We start from the raw sequence: 15,163 nt of genomic DNA on the forward strand, positions 1-15,163 counted from the left end.
CTGCGAAGGCAGACTGAACATTGGACAAGTTTGTCGGGCGCGTTTTCATGGACAAACACCTAAACGAGTGTTTGCCGCGATGCAAGGGCTCTTGAGAAAGACCGTTATTTCTTGAGCGAGGCCGTCGCGCCGGATAGCCACTCACTGACGACCTTTACGTCGTCCTTGCCAAGGCCATGGTCCGACTTGATCGAGCGTGCCTCGACGCGGGCGCCGTGCGAGCGCAACATATCTTCAAGCGCGGGTGCATATGGGGCATAAAGTTGATCGGAAGCGCCGGATACTGTCAGTACACGCGCATTGCCGAGGTTGGCGTCAACTGAACCTGTAAGAACCGGCATTGAACGCAACAGCACAGCCTGTTTGACCAAATCCGGATAAAGCATCATCACCGAGTTAACGAGATTTGCACCGTTCGAATATCCAAGGAATGTCGTGCGATTAAGATCAATCTTGTATTTTACAGTGGCCTGCTTGAGGAAATCAGCAAAGGCTTGTGCCTCGGACCGAATATCTTTCTGGTCAAAGCTTACCGGCGTCAGACGGCGATACCAGCGATTTGATCCATCCTGAACGACACGGCCACGGACTGCAAGCAGCAGAGCATCCGGCGCAATTTTTGAGGCAAAGGATACGAGGCTGGTTTCATCCTGACCCGAGCCATGCAAAAGCACGACGGTATCGCCATTTGGAGTTTCCGGCCGGTAGATGCGATATTTGAAGGACAAATCTTCCTGAAGCGATCCTTCGCTCTGGGGAAGAATTTCGCCTTTAACAGCTTTTTTCAAAATACCTGTACCACCAGTTGCTAGGATGTTGATGGGTTTCAGCTTTTCTTGAGCTTGAGCGGCGACCTTGCCTTTTGTTGGGCAGGCGTCAGCAGATTCAGCCTTGTCGATATCAGGCTGAGGATCAATATTTGCCGACAATACTTCTGCCTTGCCCGATTGCAGCTTGTCGCAGTCGGCCGTGCTACGCGCAAACGCAGGTTGAGCCACTGCGATCAATGAGAGACCAGCAATCAGTGCATAAAGATAAGGTTTACCCATAAGCTAATCCTAATGGTTAAAGGTTAACTAAATTTGTAAACAGCCGCGGTCGTCCGCTGGACACTGCCATGCGTATTGGCGATCATTTCCACCATCGGGAAGCGACGCTTTTGCCAAATAAACTTGTCCCCAACTTCGCGTTTTTGCGCTTTTTTCTGCCCGGAGAGTTCGCATTGCCGGCTGACGTTTCAACCAGCGAGGCATCTATGTCAACATAATTGTAACGAAATCATGACCGCTTGAAATATTCCGTGACGGAATGTTGCATGACTGCAACCAAACTATCTTCAGCGGAACAGTTGTTTCAACTTGAGGTGTTGGAGCAACATGATTGTCTTGGCGTCAACGATCTGCCTTCGGGCAATCATTGCCATTGCTTCATCGAGTGTCATCTCAAGGACTTCGATATCCTCGCCCTCGTCCTCATGCCCACCACCATCAGAGATTCTGTCGGAGGGATTGTAGGTCGCAATGAAGAAAGCCAAACGTTCGGTAACGCTGCCCGGACTCATGAAAACGTCAAAGACACGCTCGATGTCCCCAAGCCGGTAACCCAGCTCTTCTTCTGTTTCTTTGCGGGCAGTGGTCTCAGCATCATTGTCATCCAGCAGTCCGGCACAGGCTTCGATCAACATCGGGTCCTGATCGACCACGAAAGCCGGGAGCCTGAACTGTCTTGTCAGCAGAACCGTCCCGCGGACCGGATCATAGGGCAATACGGTGGCGCCATTGCCCCGATCGTAAACTTCCCGTGTCTGGGTTTCAGCCAATCCATCACGGCGAGTGAAATCATAGGTATATTTGGTGAGCGTTCCCCAATTGTCGGAAAGAAGCTCGGTGGATCTGACTTTCACCCGGTGGTCACTCATAGCACGCTCCAAAAATTTCGACGAATCAAGCGAAGGGAACAGCAGCTGTACCGATGGGCAGCTTCGCCTCATCTTCCGGCTCGACATGAATAACAACGCTTGCATCAGGAATGTTCTGCATCAGAGCGTTTTCTATGCGGTCGCAAATGATATGTGCGTCACCAACAGACATGCTTGCTTCGACAACGAGATGAAACTCGATGAAGGTCATACGTCCAGCAACCCGAGCTTTTAAGTCATGCACTTCCAACGCGCCCCCGGCGTTTGCCGATATGACATCGCGGATACGCATGGTTTCATCGGTCGAGACCCCGCCATCCATCAAACCCTGAACGGAGTTGCTGATAACGCCCCAACCCTGCCATAGGATATTCACCGCAACGATCATGGCGAGCAGCGGATCAAGAATTGTCCAACCAGTCAGGACAGCGCCCACAAGACCGGCAAAAACGCCCAGCGAAGTGACAACATCGGTCATGATATGCTTGCCGTCTGCCAGCAGCGCGGGCGAACGGTGCTTACGCCCGCTTCTGAGCAATAAAGTTGCCCAGACGGCATTAATCATTGACGCACCGCCATTGATCGCAAGCCCAAGCCAAGGCTCATCCAGCGTTTTTGGAGTTTCCCAAGCCATCCAGACTTCGCGCAGGATCAACAAGGCGGCAAGGATGATCAGCACGCCTTCGATAACCGCAGAAAAGTATTCTGCCTTGTGGTGACCGTAGGGGTGATTTTGATCAGCTGGCTTGTGGCTGACCATAATTGCCCAGAATGCAGCCAGCGCTGCGACTACATTCACAATGGATTCCAGCGCGTCGGAATACAGCGCGACCGAGCCCGTAACATGATAGGCCATATACTTCAGACCCAACACGGCAATGCCAATGAAGATCGACCAGAATGCCAACCGGCGAACGGTCGTCTCGCCATTAACTGTCGAGCGTGTATCTATCATGCTGAAAAGGCCTCGCTCTAAGCCGCTCGTTCCTTGGCACGGCGTGGCAAGTGCGCCACGACGTTTTCGATCATGCGCATACCAGCATTATGTCCCAGTGTCATGATGGATTCCGGATGGAACTGTACCGCTGCAACAGGTTCGTGCTTATGCTCGAACGCCATGATAACACCATCCTCTGTCTCCGCTGTGACAACGAACTCATCCGGCAGTCGCACAGGATCTGCAAAGATTGAATGATAGCGACCAACCGTTACTTCCTTGGGCAATCCTGAAAAAATCTTACCATGCTTGGTAATGCGGATACGCGATGGCTTTCCATGCATCGGCACGTGAAGTTGCCTTAAACTGCCACCATATGCCTCCGCCAGAGCTTGCAGCCCAAGACACACGCCAAAGATCGGCAGATTGCGCGCACGTGCTTTCTTGATTGTCGCCTTGCAGTCGAAATCTGTCGGCGTACCCGGTCCAGGTGACAAAACAACAAGATCAGGTTTGATGCGGTCAAATATTTCTTCGGGAACCGGCGTTCTGACGGTGGTAACAATAGCGCCGGTCTGGCGGAAGTAATTCGCCAATGTGTGCACAAACGAATCCTCGTGATCCACGAGCAGAATTTGCAGGCCTTCGCCCACCCGCGCGACAGCACGCTCTTCCGGAATGACATTGCTCTTGTGTGCATCGCGCACAGCCGCAATCATCGCCGATGCTTTCAGCTCTGTCTCAGCTTCTTCTTCTTCAGGGACTGAATCGTAAAGCAGCGTGGCACCAGCACGTACTTGTGCGATGCCGTCTTTGATGCGGATGGTGCGGAGTGTCAGGCCGGTATTCATATCACCATTGAAGTTGACCATGCCGATGGCACCACCGTACCATGCACGCGGGCTGCGCTCATTTTCTTCTATGAAGCGCATAGCCCATAGCTTAGGCGCTCCGGTAACAGTTACCGCCCACGCATGGGAAAGGAAGCCGTCAAATGCGTCCATATCTTCACGCAGGCGGCCTTCAATGTGATCGACCGTATGAATCAGGCGCGAATACATCTCGATCTGACGGCGGCCAATAACGCGGACGGAGCCCGGTTCGCAGACACGGCTTTTATCATTTCGATCCACGTCCGAGCACATGGTGAGCTCAGATTCGTCTTTCTTTGAGTTCAGAAGTTTGATGATCTGCTCGGCGTCGGCAATGGCATCTTCACCGCGCTTAATCGTTCCGGAAATCGGGCAAGTTTCGATACGGCGCCCAACCACACGAACAAACATTTCCGGCGAAGCGCCGACAAGATACTCATTGTCACCAAGATTGATGTAGAACGAGTAAGGCGATGGATTGATCGCTTTCAGCCTGCGTGAAATTACCGAAGGCTTTGTTTCGCAGCGCTCGTAAAAAGTCTGTCCCGGAACAACCTCGAACAGATCACCACGCATAAAGCTCTCTTTGGCTTTCTTGACGAGTTCCGCATAGACGCCTGGATTATGATCACCCCTTCCCGGAATGACGTCGGTGGGTTGAAACGGCTTCTTCGCCGTATCACGTGACAAACCCTCTGTTGACTTGCCCTCATAGGCATAATCGTAACGGTCAAGCCAAGCTTTGGCCGCATGATGATCGACTACGAGAATTTCATCCGGCAGGTAAAGCACGATATCCCGCTGATCATCCGGCCGCTTGAGCTTGTACTCGATAGGGTCGAACTGGAAAGCGAGATCATAGCCAAAAGCGCCATAAAGCCCGAGGTTTGCATCATCTTCACTAAAGAACAGCGCAACGATGCCACGGAGAACAGTAAATACTGAGGGAATGCGCGAGCGCTCTTCCTCAGTGAATGCCCGTGTTGGCAATGCAATTTCGAGTTCAAGCTTCGTAACGCTGGCGGCATTGATTGTAACTTCATCAAGTTTGCCGACCGCATGCTTGATTGGAAGCAGCAAGACTTCACCACGCTTGTTCAGCGCTTCGATAGTCATATGTCGGCCATTTGAGGTAATTACGACTGGAGGATCGATAATGGCCGTATCCCAGCGCGTATAGCGGCCGGGATACTCATAATTAGATGAAAAGACCGCACCGCGACGTTCATCCAGTGCGTCGACATAACTGTCGATAGCGCTCGCATAAGCGGTTGCCACTCGCGAACGGGAAATTGTTACTCCGCCCTTGGTATCAAATATTTCCACGTCGCCCTCAATTCTATGCATCGTCAAATCCTTTGTTGCATCTGGCTTTTCGGGCTTATGGCGGTCAAACAAAAAGGCCGCCCGGAAAACCCGTTGCGGCCCTGTCCTTTTTCACAAACATGCAAAAGGCTGCGTGGCCGCTAAAAGCGAGCCCACCACCAGCCAGTTGAGAGAATGCGTGTGTTCATGGCCATGATTGTTAGCGTTACATTGCAACGCTTGCAACAGCAAAAATTGCATGTTCGACAAAGGTCTAAAACAGCCCCTCAATCAGACCTTCTTGGTTGAGGTGTATTCGTTCTGCGGAAGGCGATTTGGGCAGACCTGGCATGGTCATGATTTCACCGCAGATCGCCACCACGAAACCCGCCCCTGCCGAAAGCCTCACCTCGCGAACATGAACGACATGGTTGACCGGCGCACCACGCAAATCAGGATTTGTCGAGAAGGAATACTGTGTCTTGGCCATACAAACAGGCAAATGACCGTAACCGGCTTCCTCCCAGCGTCTCAACTGATCGCGAACACTCGCATCGGCATCCGCTTCCGCCCCCCGATATATCCGCTTTACGACTGTTTCGATCTTGTCGAACAGTGAAAGCTCATCTTCATACAGTGGTGCGAATTGTGCTGAACCGCTTTCTGCCAGTGCCGCAACTTTGTGAGCCAGTTCTTCGATACCAGCCGAGCCTTGCGCCCAGTGCTTGCAAAGGACTGCTTCCGCCCCATGGGTAGCAACGAACGCTTTAACTGTTTCTATTTCCGCCTCGGTATCTGCAGTGAAGTGATTGATGGCCACAATTACCGGCACACCGAACTGGCGAACATTCTCCATATGCCGTCCAAGATTGGCACATCCGGCTTTGACCGCCGCAACATTCTCCTGACCCAGATTGGCCTTCGCAACACCGCCATGCATTTTCATCGCCCGAACGGTAGCAACAATAACTGCAGCAGCCGGCTTCAGACCTGCTTTGCGGCATTTGATATCAAAGAACTTCTCAGCGCCCAAATCCGCCCCGAAACCTGCTTCCGTCACCACAAAATCCGCCAGCTTGAGCGCCGTCGTCGTGGCAACAACCGAGTTGCAGCCATGAGCAATATTCGCAAAAGGCCCGCCATGCACGAAGGCGGGATTGTTCTCCAGCGTTTGCACCAGATTGGGCTGTATCGCGTCTTTCAGCAAAACAGCCATTGCCTTGTCTGCTTTAAGGTCCCGGGCATAGACGGGGCTGCGATCAAAACGATATCCGATGATAATATCGCCAAGGCGCTTCTCGAGATCTGCAAGGTCCACGGCGAGACAAAGGATCGCCATTACCTCCGATGCGACTGTGATATCAAAACCGGATTCGCGGGGAAAACCATTGGCTACACCTCCCAGCGCTGACGCAATACCGCGCAAAGCGCGATCATTCATGTCCATCACACGCCGCCAGGTGATGCGGCGCGTATCGAGATTAAGCTCGTTACCCCAATAAACATGGTTATCGATCATCGCCGCGAGGAGATTGTGCGCCGAAGTTATAGCGTGAAAGTCGCCAGTAAAATGCAGGTTGATATCCTCCATCGGTATAACCTGCGCATAGCCACCGCCAGCGGCGCCGCCCTTTGTCCCGAAACATGGACCGAGCGAAGCTTCGCGAATACAGACTATTGCTTTTTTGCCTATACGATTGAGACCATCGCCGAGGCCAACAGTCGTTGTCGTCTTGCCTTCACCAGCGGGCGTTGGGCTAACAGCCGTGACCAGAATGAGTTTACCGTTCTTGGCATCTTTCTTGGAGCGAATGAATTCGGCTGAAAGCTTAGCCTTGTCATGACCGTAGGGCACAAGGTGCTCCGGCGGAATGCCGATACTTGCACCAATTTCGATGACGGGCTTTTTGGAAGCGGAGCGGGCAATCTCGATATCGGATTTTACGGTAGCCATTGACGTTTCCCCAATGTTTTAAGAACGTCAAATAGCATCCTGTAACCGAAATGGGGATAGGGTGAACGTCCCTATCCCCAAATGGCTCTATTCACCCATGGCAATCAGGCTGGCATTTCCACCAGCGGCAGCTGTATTGATGGAAACGACCTGCTCCAGCGCAAACCGCGTCAGATAGGATGGACCGCCAGCCTTTGGACCAGTGCCGGAAAGACCTGAACCGCCGAACGGCTGGGTGCCAACAACAGCCCCGATTGTATTCCTGTTAACATAAACATTGCCGATATCGAGCCTGTCTATAACTTTTGTAACCGTCGCTTCGATACGCGTATGAAGCCCGAAAGTCAGGCCATAACCCGTCGATGCAATCTGATCGAGCACTTTGTCCAGATCTTTGGCCTTCCAGCGTACGACATGCAAAACCGGCCCAAAAACTTCGCGTTCCAAAGCTTCAGCCTTATCTAACTCGACAATGTGAGGTGCGAAGAATAATCCCCCGGTAGGCGCGCTGCCAGCAAAACGGACTTTTTGAGTTTTGCGCATGGCTTCTATATGGTCTCGAAGCATATTGCGCTGATCCCGGTCGATAATCGGGCCAATATCCGTCGACGCCAAGGCAGGATCACCGAGTACCAATTCCTTTGCGGCACCCTCGATCATCTCGAGCATGTTATCGGCGACGTCTTCCTGCAAATAGAGAATACGCAAGGCCGAACAACGCTGCCCAGCGGAGCGGAAAGCAGACATGACAACATCATCCGCAACTTGTTCCGACAGAGCCGTCGCATCAACAATCATCGCATTGAGACCGCCAGTTTCAGCGATTAAGGGAACGATTGGACCCTTCTTCGAGGCGAGTGTGCGATTGATTGCCCAAGCCGTATCTGTAGAGCCCGTAAAAGCGACACCTGCAATATCCGCATGAGACGTTAGTGCCGCACCCACAGAACCATCGCCCGGCACGAATAGCACTGCATCTTTCGGAACGCCCGCTTCATGCAGGATACGGACAGCCTCATAGGCGATCAGCGGTGTTTGTTCGGCTGGCTTCGCAAGAACGGTGTTACCGGCTGCAAGCGCTGCCGTGACCTGGCCCAAGAAAATTGCCAAGGGGAAATTCCATGGACTAATGCAGACGAAAGCGCCGCGCCCACGGTGGCGAAGCTTGTTATCTTCGCCTGTTGGCCCCGGCATTGCCTTGTCAGTTGCAAACTGGCGACGTGCTTCGGCGGCATAGTACCGGCAAAAATCCACGGCTTCGCGGATTTCCGCAATACCGTCATCAATTGTCTTGCCTGCTTCGCGAGACAGAAGATCAAGTAGTTGATCTCGATTATCTTCGAGCAGATCAGCAGCTTTCTCCAACGCCTTTGCCCGCGTTTCTACCGGGACTCGGGACCATGAGACAAAACCTTTGCGTGCAATACCAACAGCCTTTGCCGCCTCTTCGGCGGTTGCAAAAACAACTGAGCCAACAGTTGCACCATTTACCGGCGAGAGGACATCCTGAGTTTTTCCGGATGATTTGCCATCGATAAGCGGTAGTGCCCTGACGGTTTTCGAAGCCTTCGCAATGCCCGACAAAAGTCCCGCAAGTGCTTTTCTGTCGCCAAGTTCAACACCGGCAGAATTGCTGCGCTTGCCGTAAAGCTTCAATGGCAAGGGAATATTCGGATGGCGATAGCCCTTGCCGTCATTCAGCTTTTCCGCCGGACGAACAAGCAGATCGGCAATCGGCACATTGCTGTCACCAACCACGGAAACGAATGAAGAATTGGCACCGTTTTCAAGAAGACGACGTACCAGATACGCCAGCAGATCACGATAACCGCCAACGGGCGCGTAAATCCGACAAGCAATTTTGTCATTTTTCTCGGTGATCTGTTTGTAGAGGCTTTCGCCCATACCGTGGAGACGCTGAAACTCAAAACCAGTCTTGTCATCTCCGGCCATTTCCAGAATCATAGCGACAGTCAGCGCATTATGCGTTGCAAACTGCGGGAAAATCCGCGGTCGCGCATCCAGCATGCGCTTTGCACACGCCATGTAAGAGGCGTCAGTTGCAGGCTTGCGCGTAAATACGGGGTAGTCGGCGAGACCACGTTCCTGTGCACGCTTCACCTCCGTATCCCAGTATGCACCTTTCACCAGCCGCACCATCATCTTGCGATTGTGCCGCGCAGCAAGGTTGTCGATATGATCGATCACTTCAAGGGCGCGCTTCTGATAGGCCTGAATAGCGAGACCAAATCCATCCCATCCGTTCAGCGAAGGATCCGCAAAAACCCGGTCGATTACATCCAATGAAAGCTCCAGCCGATCCGCTTCTTCGGCATCGACTGTAAAATTCAGGTCATAGGATTTTGCTTTTTGTGCAAGAGCAAGAAGATCCGGCACAAGTTCAGCCATTACCTGATCATGATGTGTCGCGAGATAACGCGGGTGAAGTGCGGACAACTTCACCGAAATTCCCATACGATCAGGTAGTTTCTTGTTACCGGTGGCACGGCCAATTGCGTCAATCGCATCAGAATAGGATTTGAAGTAACCTTGTGCATCCTTGCGCGTCCGGGCACCCTCGCCCAACATATCAAAAGAGTGGCGATATCCTTTAGCTTCGTTCGTGCCAGCGCGTTTCAAGGCGTCCTTGATGGTTTCACCCAGTACAAAGTGATGACCGAGATAACGCATCGCCTGCTTTGTGGCCGTGCGTACTGTTGGCAGCCCGATACGCTTGACCAGCGATGACAGTACGCCCTCCGGTGTTTCACCGGGCTTGATAACTTTTGCAGAAAGACCGAGCGCCCAAGCAGAAGCAGAAACAAACCATGTGTCTCCGCTCGGCTCATGCTCGGACCAATGGCCCTGTTTGAGCTTGTCTTCGATCAGCTTGTCCTGAGTGGCAGCGTCAGGCACGCGCAAAAGCGCTTCTGCCAGCACCATCAAAGCAAGACCTTCACGCGTTGAAAGCCCATACTCGCGAAGGAAATCCTCCACGCCACCAATACCGCTAGCTTCCTTGCGTATTGTGGCAATATACTTGCTGGCACGCTCATCGATGCGCCGATTTACCGGTTCGGAAAGAGCTATAGTTTGCAACAAATCAGCGACCAATTGCTGATCATCAACAGCATATGGAGCAGAAAAATCTTGAGTAGATGGCGAACGGTTGGTCATCGGGCTTTCCCTTATTGATTTTTCCCATATAATCTATTCGACATGGTTATTCTCACCAATGAAAACAGCTTAAGCAGAGTAAAAAACTAAAAATGGGGAACTATTTAGAGATGAAAAATTTGGACAGTCTCGATCGCAGGATTCTGCGCGAGCTGCAAAAGGATGGAAGGCTATCCAATACCGAATTATCAGAACGTATCAGCCTTTCGCAGACGGCCACAACCGAACGGGTGAAGCGACTTTCCCGTGACGGCTACATCCTTGGATATACAGCAAAATTGTCGCCCAAAAAGCTTGATCGCGCAATGCTTGTCTTTGTTGAAATCAAACTGGATCGCACTACACCTGACGTCTTTGCCACTTTTGCAGCAGCCACCCGCAGAAACCCGGATGTCATGGAATGCCATATGGTGGCTGGCGGCTTCGATTATCTGATCAAGGCCCGCGTTGCAGACATGGAGCACTATCGACGCTTCCTGTCAGATGCTCTGCTTTCACTACCGGGCGTGCGTGAAACCCATACCTATGCGGTCATGGAAGAGGTCAAAGAAACATCGGCCCTACCAGTTTGATGCGCGCAACCTCTGGTGCATCTGTTCCCTGAAAAGAAAAAGCGGGTCACTGACCCGCCTCTGTTTGGCTCGCAGACTATTGCTGCAGAACCTGTTTGATATCGATCAGATTTGACCGCACGCGCAGAATATAAAAGCCCATCGTCGTCAAATGGTTTGGCAAAAGCCATCCACCTTCGCTGCCATTTGCGATAATCCAAGGCTGTATGGCGAGAGCAGAGCGCAATTGCCCATCCATGCCATCCCATAGTGGAGCAAGGTGTTTCTCGTCCAGCACCTGCTTGAAATCGACCTGCGCAGCGTTCATCAGACCATAATATGCATAGAGCTGACCGTAGGCGAACCAAAAACGGTCATCAGCACGTGTGTCGAACCAGCCATTATTATGGTTCTCCGAGCGATCCTTGAGAATCGCAGAAGTTGCGCCAATATCGTTGGCGATACGATCAATGAACTGGATCAAATTATCAGCGCGCGCGTCGAAAATTGCATTGCAGTTTTCCAGCTTGCTGTTGAAAGTCCGCAGGTCGTTGACAGCCGAGCGATAGTAACTTGGCGTAGGTGTCTTGGGTCCAAACGGATTAAGCCCGAAATACCAGGCATCTTCGGTGAACTGCAAATTGCCACGGGCCTTTTGCAAGTCGCCATCAATCTGCGAAGTACCGCGAACACGCCCAAGTGTATCGACAAGTTCGATACCGGTACGGCGAACAGCAGAATTAATACCGCGCTGGAATGAAGCCTTATTGTCGAGAAATGGTGTTCTGTCCCAATCCATACCGAATAATCCGAGCTTGTAGAGCAGCATCGAGGAAATCCAGGCATTCTGATTGACGTTGAAATCCGTCAGATCCGCTGTGACCGTAACGATAGCCGAGCGGGCACAGGTTTTTGGCACATTCGTGCCTGCTGCGGCAGCTGTTGCCGGAGCAGCAAGCGGCTCGCCGGCTGGAGCGGTCTGGCTCTTGAAATTATAGGACGCAACATAATCCGGATTAAAGTTGGTCCAGGTCTGCGTATTGTAGAAGAAGTAACCGTAGAGACCCAGCCAGAGGATGAGCGCAAGGCCGAGCACAATCTTTAGAATGAAGCCTCGTTGCGTATACCAACTGCCCGCCCACATGAATGGCCAAAGGAGAATGCCCACAACGAACCCGATACCGCGTCCGATATAGGTGAAAATCCGGCTGAAGAAGTTGATCACGGGATCGAGCATTCGGTTTCCTTCACTGGTCAAGTCCATAGAGCCGCTTTCGCAGCCCTTCCTTGTCTTTCAAATAGGTTGTTTTGAGAATATCAACAACATGTTCCTGATAAGGAAGGCTCCAGCGCTGGTAATCAGCATAGAAACCCGGCTTGTTGAACACATAACGGGACATAAAATCCCAAGGCACAAAGTCGCTGATCAGTTGATTGACCAGCCAGGCATCGGGATGTCGTGGCAGTGCACGAACAACGAGAAACCGTCGCGACGGATCAATCTCGGACATATTTAATTGCCCGGTCTGTCCAATCTCTCGCTTGACGCTATTGAGGAACGGCCATGTTCCGTCATGGTTGATAAGGCTGGCATTGGCGTGAATCCAGGTCTGCAACCAAATGCGGTCGATATTTTTCAGATCACGCTCTGGTTCCAATGTCTGGATCAACTGGCGAATAATCATCTCGCCCCGGTTTTCCAGATAACCTGATTGCTCGATCCATGATGCGCGCGGTAATTCAATGCGCGAGGTTGTGCTCAGAAACTGAAAAACCTGCTCTGCATCCTTGATCGAGATGTAATTGACCTGCCAGGGACGTGAGCGCCGAAAACCCGGCACTGACGGGTCGCCGATAACTGTTGTCGTATTGTCATCAACAAAGATATAGACGCCACCGAAATGACTGGTCCAGAAGGCACTGTGCCGGAATAGAACCTTATCTGGAACCAGCGAATTCTCACGAATGTCGCCGGTCACTTTGGCAAGCTCGACCATACGCTCCAGCATAGCATTATCACGCCATGCATCCGGTTCATTTTTAAGACGATCAGATAGTAGCCTCAGCTCCGCGGCCTGCCCCATGACATTCTGCGCCGAAAGCACACGAAACTCGACCTGATTGATCGAAAGCAAATCCTCAATATCAGACACGACCGAGACTGAATCCTCGATCTCCCCATAAAGCACGTCCTTGATTGTCAGCGCATTGATTGCCCGGGCATTGCTCGAAAAAAACTCATACATCAACTGGGATGTATTGGAGAATTGCGTATGAACGACCGGCAGGCCGGCTTGCGACGGCGTCAGGATGATGAACCGCCTGTTGACGCCATTCGGGTCGAGATAGCTCGGGTCTTTCAGTTCTTCAGCGATCTGCGGCGAAAAACCCGTTCTGTCTATGTCGAATTCTGCCAGCTTCGTGGCAGCAAAACCGAAAGATTGCAGCGCCTTGTTGTACCGCTCGATAAGATGCGGCTGGTCAACTTTCAGCAACCGGCCATAGATGAGGTCGTTTTGATAGAGCAGTTCCATCAAGCTTCCCACTGCCCCTTGGCTTTCAATGACTCGATTTCCCGTACTGCCCGCTCGCGCAATCTTGCATCTCGCACCATTTTTTCGATGGCGGCATCGTCAGATTTGTCCGCATAACGGAATTCCGAATCCGCGTAACGATTGGTTTCCTGCACCACCATATCCATCGTGAATGGCTTGCGCAGTTCTTCAATCATGGCCTTTTTATCGTCGTAGGATTTATGCATGAATGTTTCCGGCTTCTCAAACCATTCATCCGGCAGTTCAATATCCATAGCGCGCATTTTGATCGCGTCAGTAACATTCTTGATCGCACGACCAGTGAAGCGCGGTTCGCGCTCCTTGATCATATGAAGATATGTTCCAATGTCGGAAAGCGTCTCAGGCTCGCCATTCTCTCGGATAAATCGATCATAAACGACCTTCAGCCCGTCCTCCTGCGGCTTTGACAATTCCTCATAAGCCGTTTCCACGGCGCGTTGGATTTGCTGGGCCTCAAAAAGTTTGTGATCACCAAGTGGGATCTTGTGATTCTTGCCTGCCAGCAACGCAAAAATATCAATATAGTCATCGCGGGTCTGTGGGCCATCTACCAGCCAACGAGCCCCCGCACGTTGACGGAGCGCATCGTCAACATTCTCCGGGTAATTGGAAAACATACCGAACGAGCAATTACCGCGAACCACCGTTGATGCACCTGCAAAGGCTTCCATTAACACGCCAGTGATTTCATGCTGACCCGATGAAGCGCGGTCATCCGAGCGCTTGGCCGCGACCTGATCGATATCATCAATTGTCCCAAACCCAATGGTGCGTGGATTCAGAACATTGGTAACGAACTGCTTACAGTTCTGACCTGACTTACCCTGATAGGATGATATCTGGTCTACACCGAAATTTTCGTAATGGAATGCATATCCGGCGACCTGACAATAATCATTCACAAGACCTGCAATCATTTGGATCAAGGTCGTCTTGCCCGTTCCCGGCGCGCCATCACCAATGAATGTAAACAGAAACCCGCCAAGTTCGACAAATGGATTTAGCTGCCTGTCAAAATCATAGGCCATCAACATTTTAGACAGTTTCAGGGCCTGGTATTTAGCGATGTGATTGCCGACAACCTCACTTGGCTTTCTGAAGGTCATTACCAAAGGCGTGCGCTTCTTTGATGGAGCTACATCAAAACCATCCAATGTGAAATCATCGCCATCAAGGCGCAGATGCATGTCTTCAAAGCTACCCAGCCCGTCAAACCGGCCTTTGCGCTGCAGAAGACCTTCTATACTGAGCGACGCAAATGCCTTGGCCCTCGCCAGCATTGTCTGCTCGTCAGTTGTTCCTGCTATCGCGCGGTCAAGTCCGGCAATCACGGACTTCAGTGCGTCCTGAATGGTGTCAAAAACAAAGTCCGGTTGAGCAATATCGTTCGCAGGCTCGCCATCTGCTTCAACAAGCTGTGCCAAATAAGCAGACAGCGAAAACGCAGCAACATAAGACGCAGCAGACAGCAGGCGCTTGAAATGACTCGCATCCTCGCCTTGCAATGGGGCAGAAGCATTCCGCGCCATTAAACTTTCAAGATCACTCTGTCGCCCGAATACATCTGATACCGCCAGCGCAACAGCGACGCCACGTCGCGCCCTGAATAGCAGTGTGTGCTGAGCAATCGATAGCATCTGGTCATCTGTACGGACAGACTGAATGGTTTTCGCCAGTTCGACTTCACGTGTCTTGCGCAAACCGCCGGTCGACACTGTTGAAACGAAGCGACGGCCTGTGCCAGCAATTTCAGTGCCGGATCCTCCTTCATTTGCTTCCAGCGAAACAAATCGCGTAACCATTGCCTGTGCGACAGCAAGATGCTTGGCAATTTCTTTTTCTTCGATTGTTGTCAGACCGACATCCATAATTC

The 15,163-nt window shown here is 51.8% G+C and carries 10 protein-coding genes; 1 reads left to right on the forward strand and 9 read right to left on the reverse strand.

The window, feature by feature from the left end; translation table 11 throughout:
* Nucleotides 1-104: 104 nt before the first annotated feature.
* The 6 genes from PMI41_RS10000 to putA form a co-directional block, all read right to left on the reverse strand.
* A complete protein-coding gene (locus PMI41_RS10000) occupies nt 105-1,049 on the reverse strand; it encodes an alpha/beta hydrolase (protein ID WP_008124336.1) in 945 nt (314 codons plus the stop codon).
* Nucleotides 1,050-1,336: 287 nt separating this feature from the next.
* The gene (locus tag PMI41_RS10005) at nt 1,337-1,918 is read right to left on the reverse strand and encodes an NUDIX domain-containing protein (RefSeq protein ID WP_008124337.1); all 582 of its coding nucleotides are present in this window, start codon (nt 1,916-1,918) and stop codon (nt 1,337-1,339) included.
* A 25-nt stretch (nt 1,919-1,943) separates the two neighbouring features.
* A complete protein-coding gene (locus PMI41_RS10010; RefSeq protein WP_008124338.1) occupies nt 1,944-2,873 on the reverse strand; it encodes a cation diffusion facilitator family transporter in 930 nt (309 codons plus the stop codon).
* A 17-nt stretch (nt 2,874-2,890) separates the two neighbouring features.
* On the reverse strand, nt 2,891-5,074 hold the full coding sequence (locus PMI41_RS10015) for an anthranilate synthase (RefSeq protein WP_008124339.1): 2,184 nt from the start codon (nt 5,072-5,074) through the stop codon (nt 2,891-2,893).
* A 232-nt stretch (nt 5,075-5,306) separates the two neighbouring features.
* On the reverse strand, nt 5,307-6,986 hold the full coding sequence (locus tag PMI41_RS10020) for a formate--tetrahydrofolate ligase (RefSeq protein ID WP_008124340.1): 1,680 nt from the start codon (nt 6,984-6,986) through the stop codon (nt 5,307-5,309).
* An 87-nt stretch (nt 6,987-7,073) separates the two neighbouring features.
* Entirely contained in the window at nt 7,074-10,163 is a 3,090-nt protein-coding gene (gene putA, locus PMI41_RS10025) for a bifunctional proline dehydrogenase/L-glutamate gamma-semialdehyde dehydrogenase PutA (protein WP_008124341.1), read from the reverse strand.
* Between the two features lie 110 nt (nt 10,164-10,273).
* On the opposite strand from putA, the gene PMI41_RS10030 reads away from it, so the two are divergent.
* A complete protein-coding gene (locus PMI41_RS10030) occupies nt 10,274-10,735 on the forward strand; it encodes an Lrp/AsnC ligand binding domain-containing protein (protein ID WP_008124343.1) in 462 nt (153 codons plus the stop codon).
* A gap of 76 nt (nt 10,736-10,811) precedes the next feature.
* On the opposite strand, the gene PMI41_RS10035 is transcribed toward PMI41_RS10030, so the two are convergent.
* Genes PMI41_RS10035 through PMI41_RS10045 form a run of 3 tightly spaced genes read right to left on the reverse strand, consistent with a single transcriptional unit; the run spans nt 10,812 to nt 15,158 of the window.
* Nucleotides 10,812-11,951 (reverse strand): DUF2333 family protein, encoded by a 1,140-nt coding sequence (locus PMI41_RS10035; protein WP_008124344.1) that lies wholly within the window; start codon nt 11,949-11,951, stop codon nt 10,812-10,814.
* Nucleotides 11,952-11,961: 10 nt separating this feature from the next.
* Nucleotides 11,962-13,248, reverse strand: coding sequence for a DUF6638 family protein (locus tag PMI41_RS10040; protein WP_008124345.1), 1,287 nt, complete (start codon nt 13,246-13,248; stop codon nt 11,962-11,964).
* Nucleotides 13,248-15,158, reverse strand: coding sequence for an AAA family ATPase (locus tag PMI41_RS10045; protein WP_008124346.1), 1,911 nt, complete (start codon nt 15,156-15,158; stop codon nt 13,248-13,250). Before PMI41_RS10045 ends, PMI41_RS10040 begins: the two co-directional genes overlap by 1 nt.
* Nucleotides 15,159-15,163 lie beyond the last annotated feature (5 nt).

It is taken from the genome of Phyllobacterium sp. YR531 (assembly GCF_000282595.1).
Lineage (GTDB): Bacteria > Pseudomonadota > Alphaproteobacteria > Rhizobiales > Rhizobiaceae > Phyllobacterium.

Excerpts from the sequence above, each read along its gene's own strand:
- PMI41_RS10040 (WP_008124345.1), bottom strand. The coding sequence starts at position 13,248 with ATGGAACTGCTCTATCAAAACGACCTCATCTATGGCCGGTTGCTGAAA.
- PMI41_RS10035 (WP_008124344.1), bottom strand. The coding sequence starts at position 11,951 with ATGCTCGATCCCGTGATCAACTTCTTCAGCCGGATTTTCACCTATATC.
- PMI41_RS10000 (WP_008124336.1), bottom strand. The coding sequence starts at position 1,049 with ATGGGTAAACCTTATCTTTATGCACTGATTGCTGGTCTCTCATTGATC.
- PMI41_RS10045 (WP_008124346.1), bottom strand. The coding sequence starts at position 15,158 with ATGGATGTCGGTCTGACAACAATCGAAGAAAAAGAAATTGCCAAGCAT.
- PMI41_RS10015 (WP_008124339.1), bottom strand. The coding sequence starts at position 5,074 with ATGCATAGAATTGAGGGCGACGTGGAAATATTTGATACCAAGGGCGGA.
- PMI41_RS10010 (WP_008124338.1), bottom strand. The coding sequence starts at position 2,873 with ATGATAGATACACGCTCGACAGTTAATGGCGAGACGACCGTTCGCCGG.
- PMI41_RS10005 (WP_008124337.1), bottom strand. The coding sequence starts at position 1,918 with ATGAGTGACCACCGGGTGAAAGTCAGATCCACCGAGCTTCTTTCCGAC.
- PMI41_RS10020 (WP_008124340.1), bottom strand. The coding sequence starts at position 6,986 with ATGGCTACCGTAAAATCCGATATCGAGATTGCCCGCTCCGCTTCCAAA.
- putA (WP_008124341.1), bottom strand. The coding sequence starts at position 10,163 with ATGACCAACCGTTCGCCATCTACTCAAGATTTTTCTGCTCCATATGCT.
- PMI41_RS10030 (WP_008124343.1), top strand. The coding sequence starts at position 10,274 with ATGAAAAATTTGGACAGTCTCGATCGCAGGATTCTGCGCGAGCTGCAA.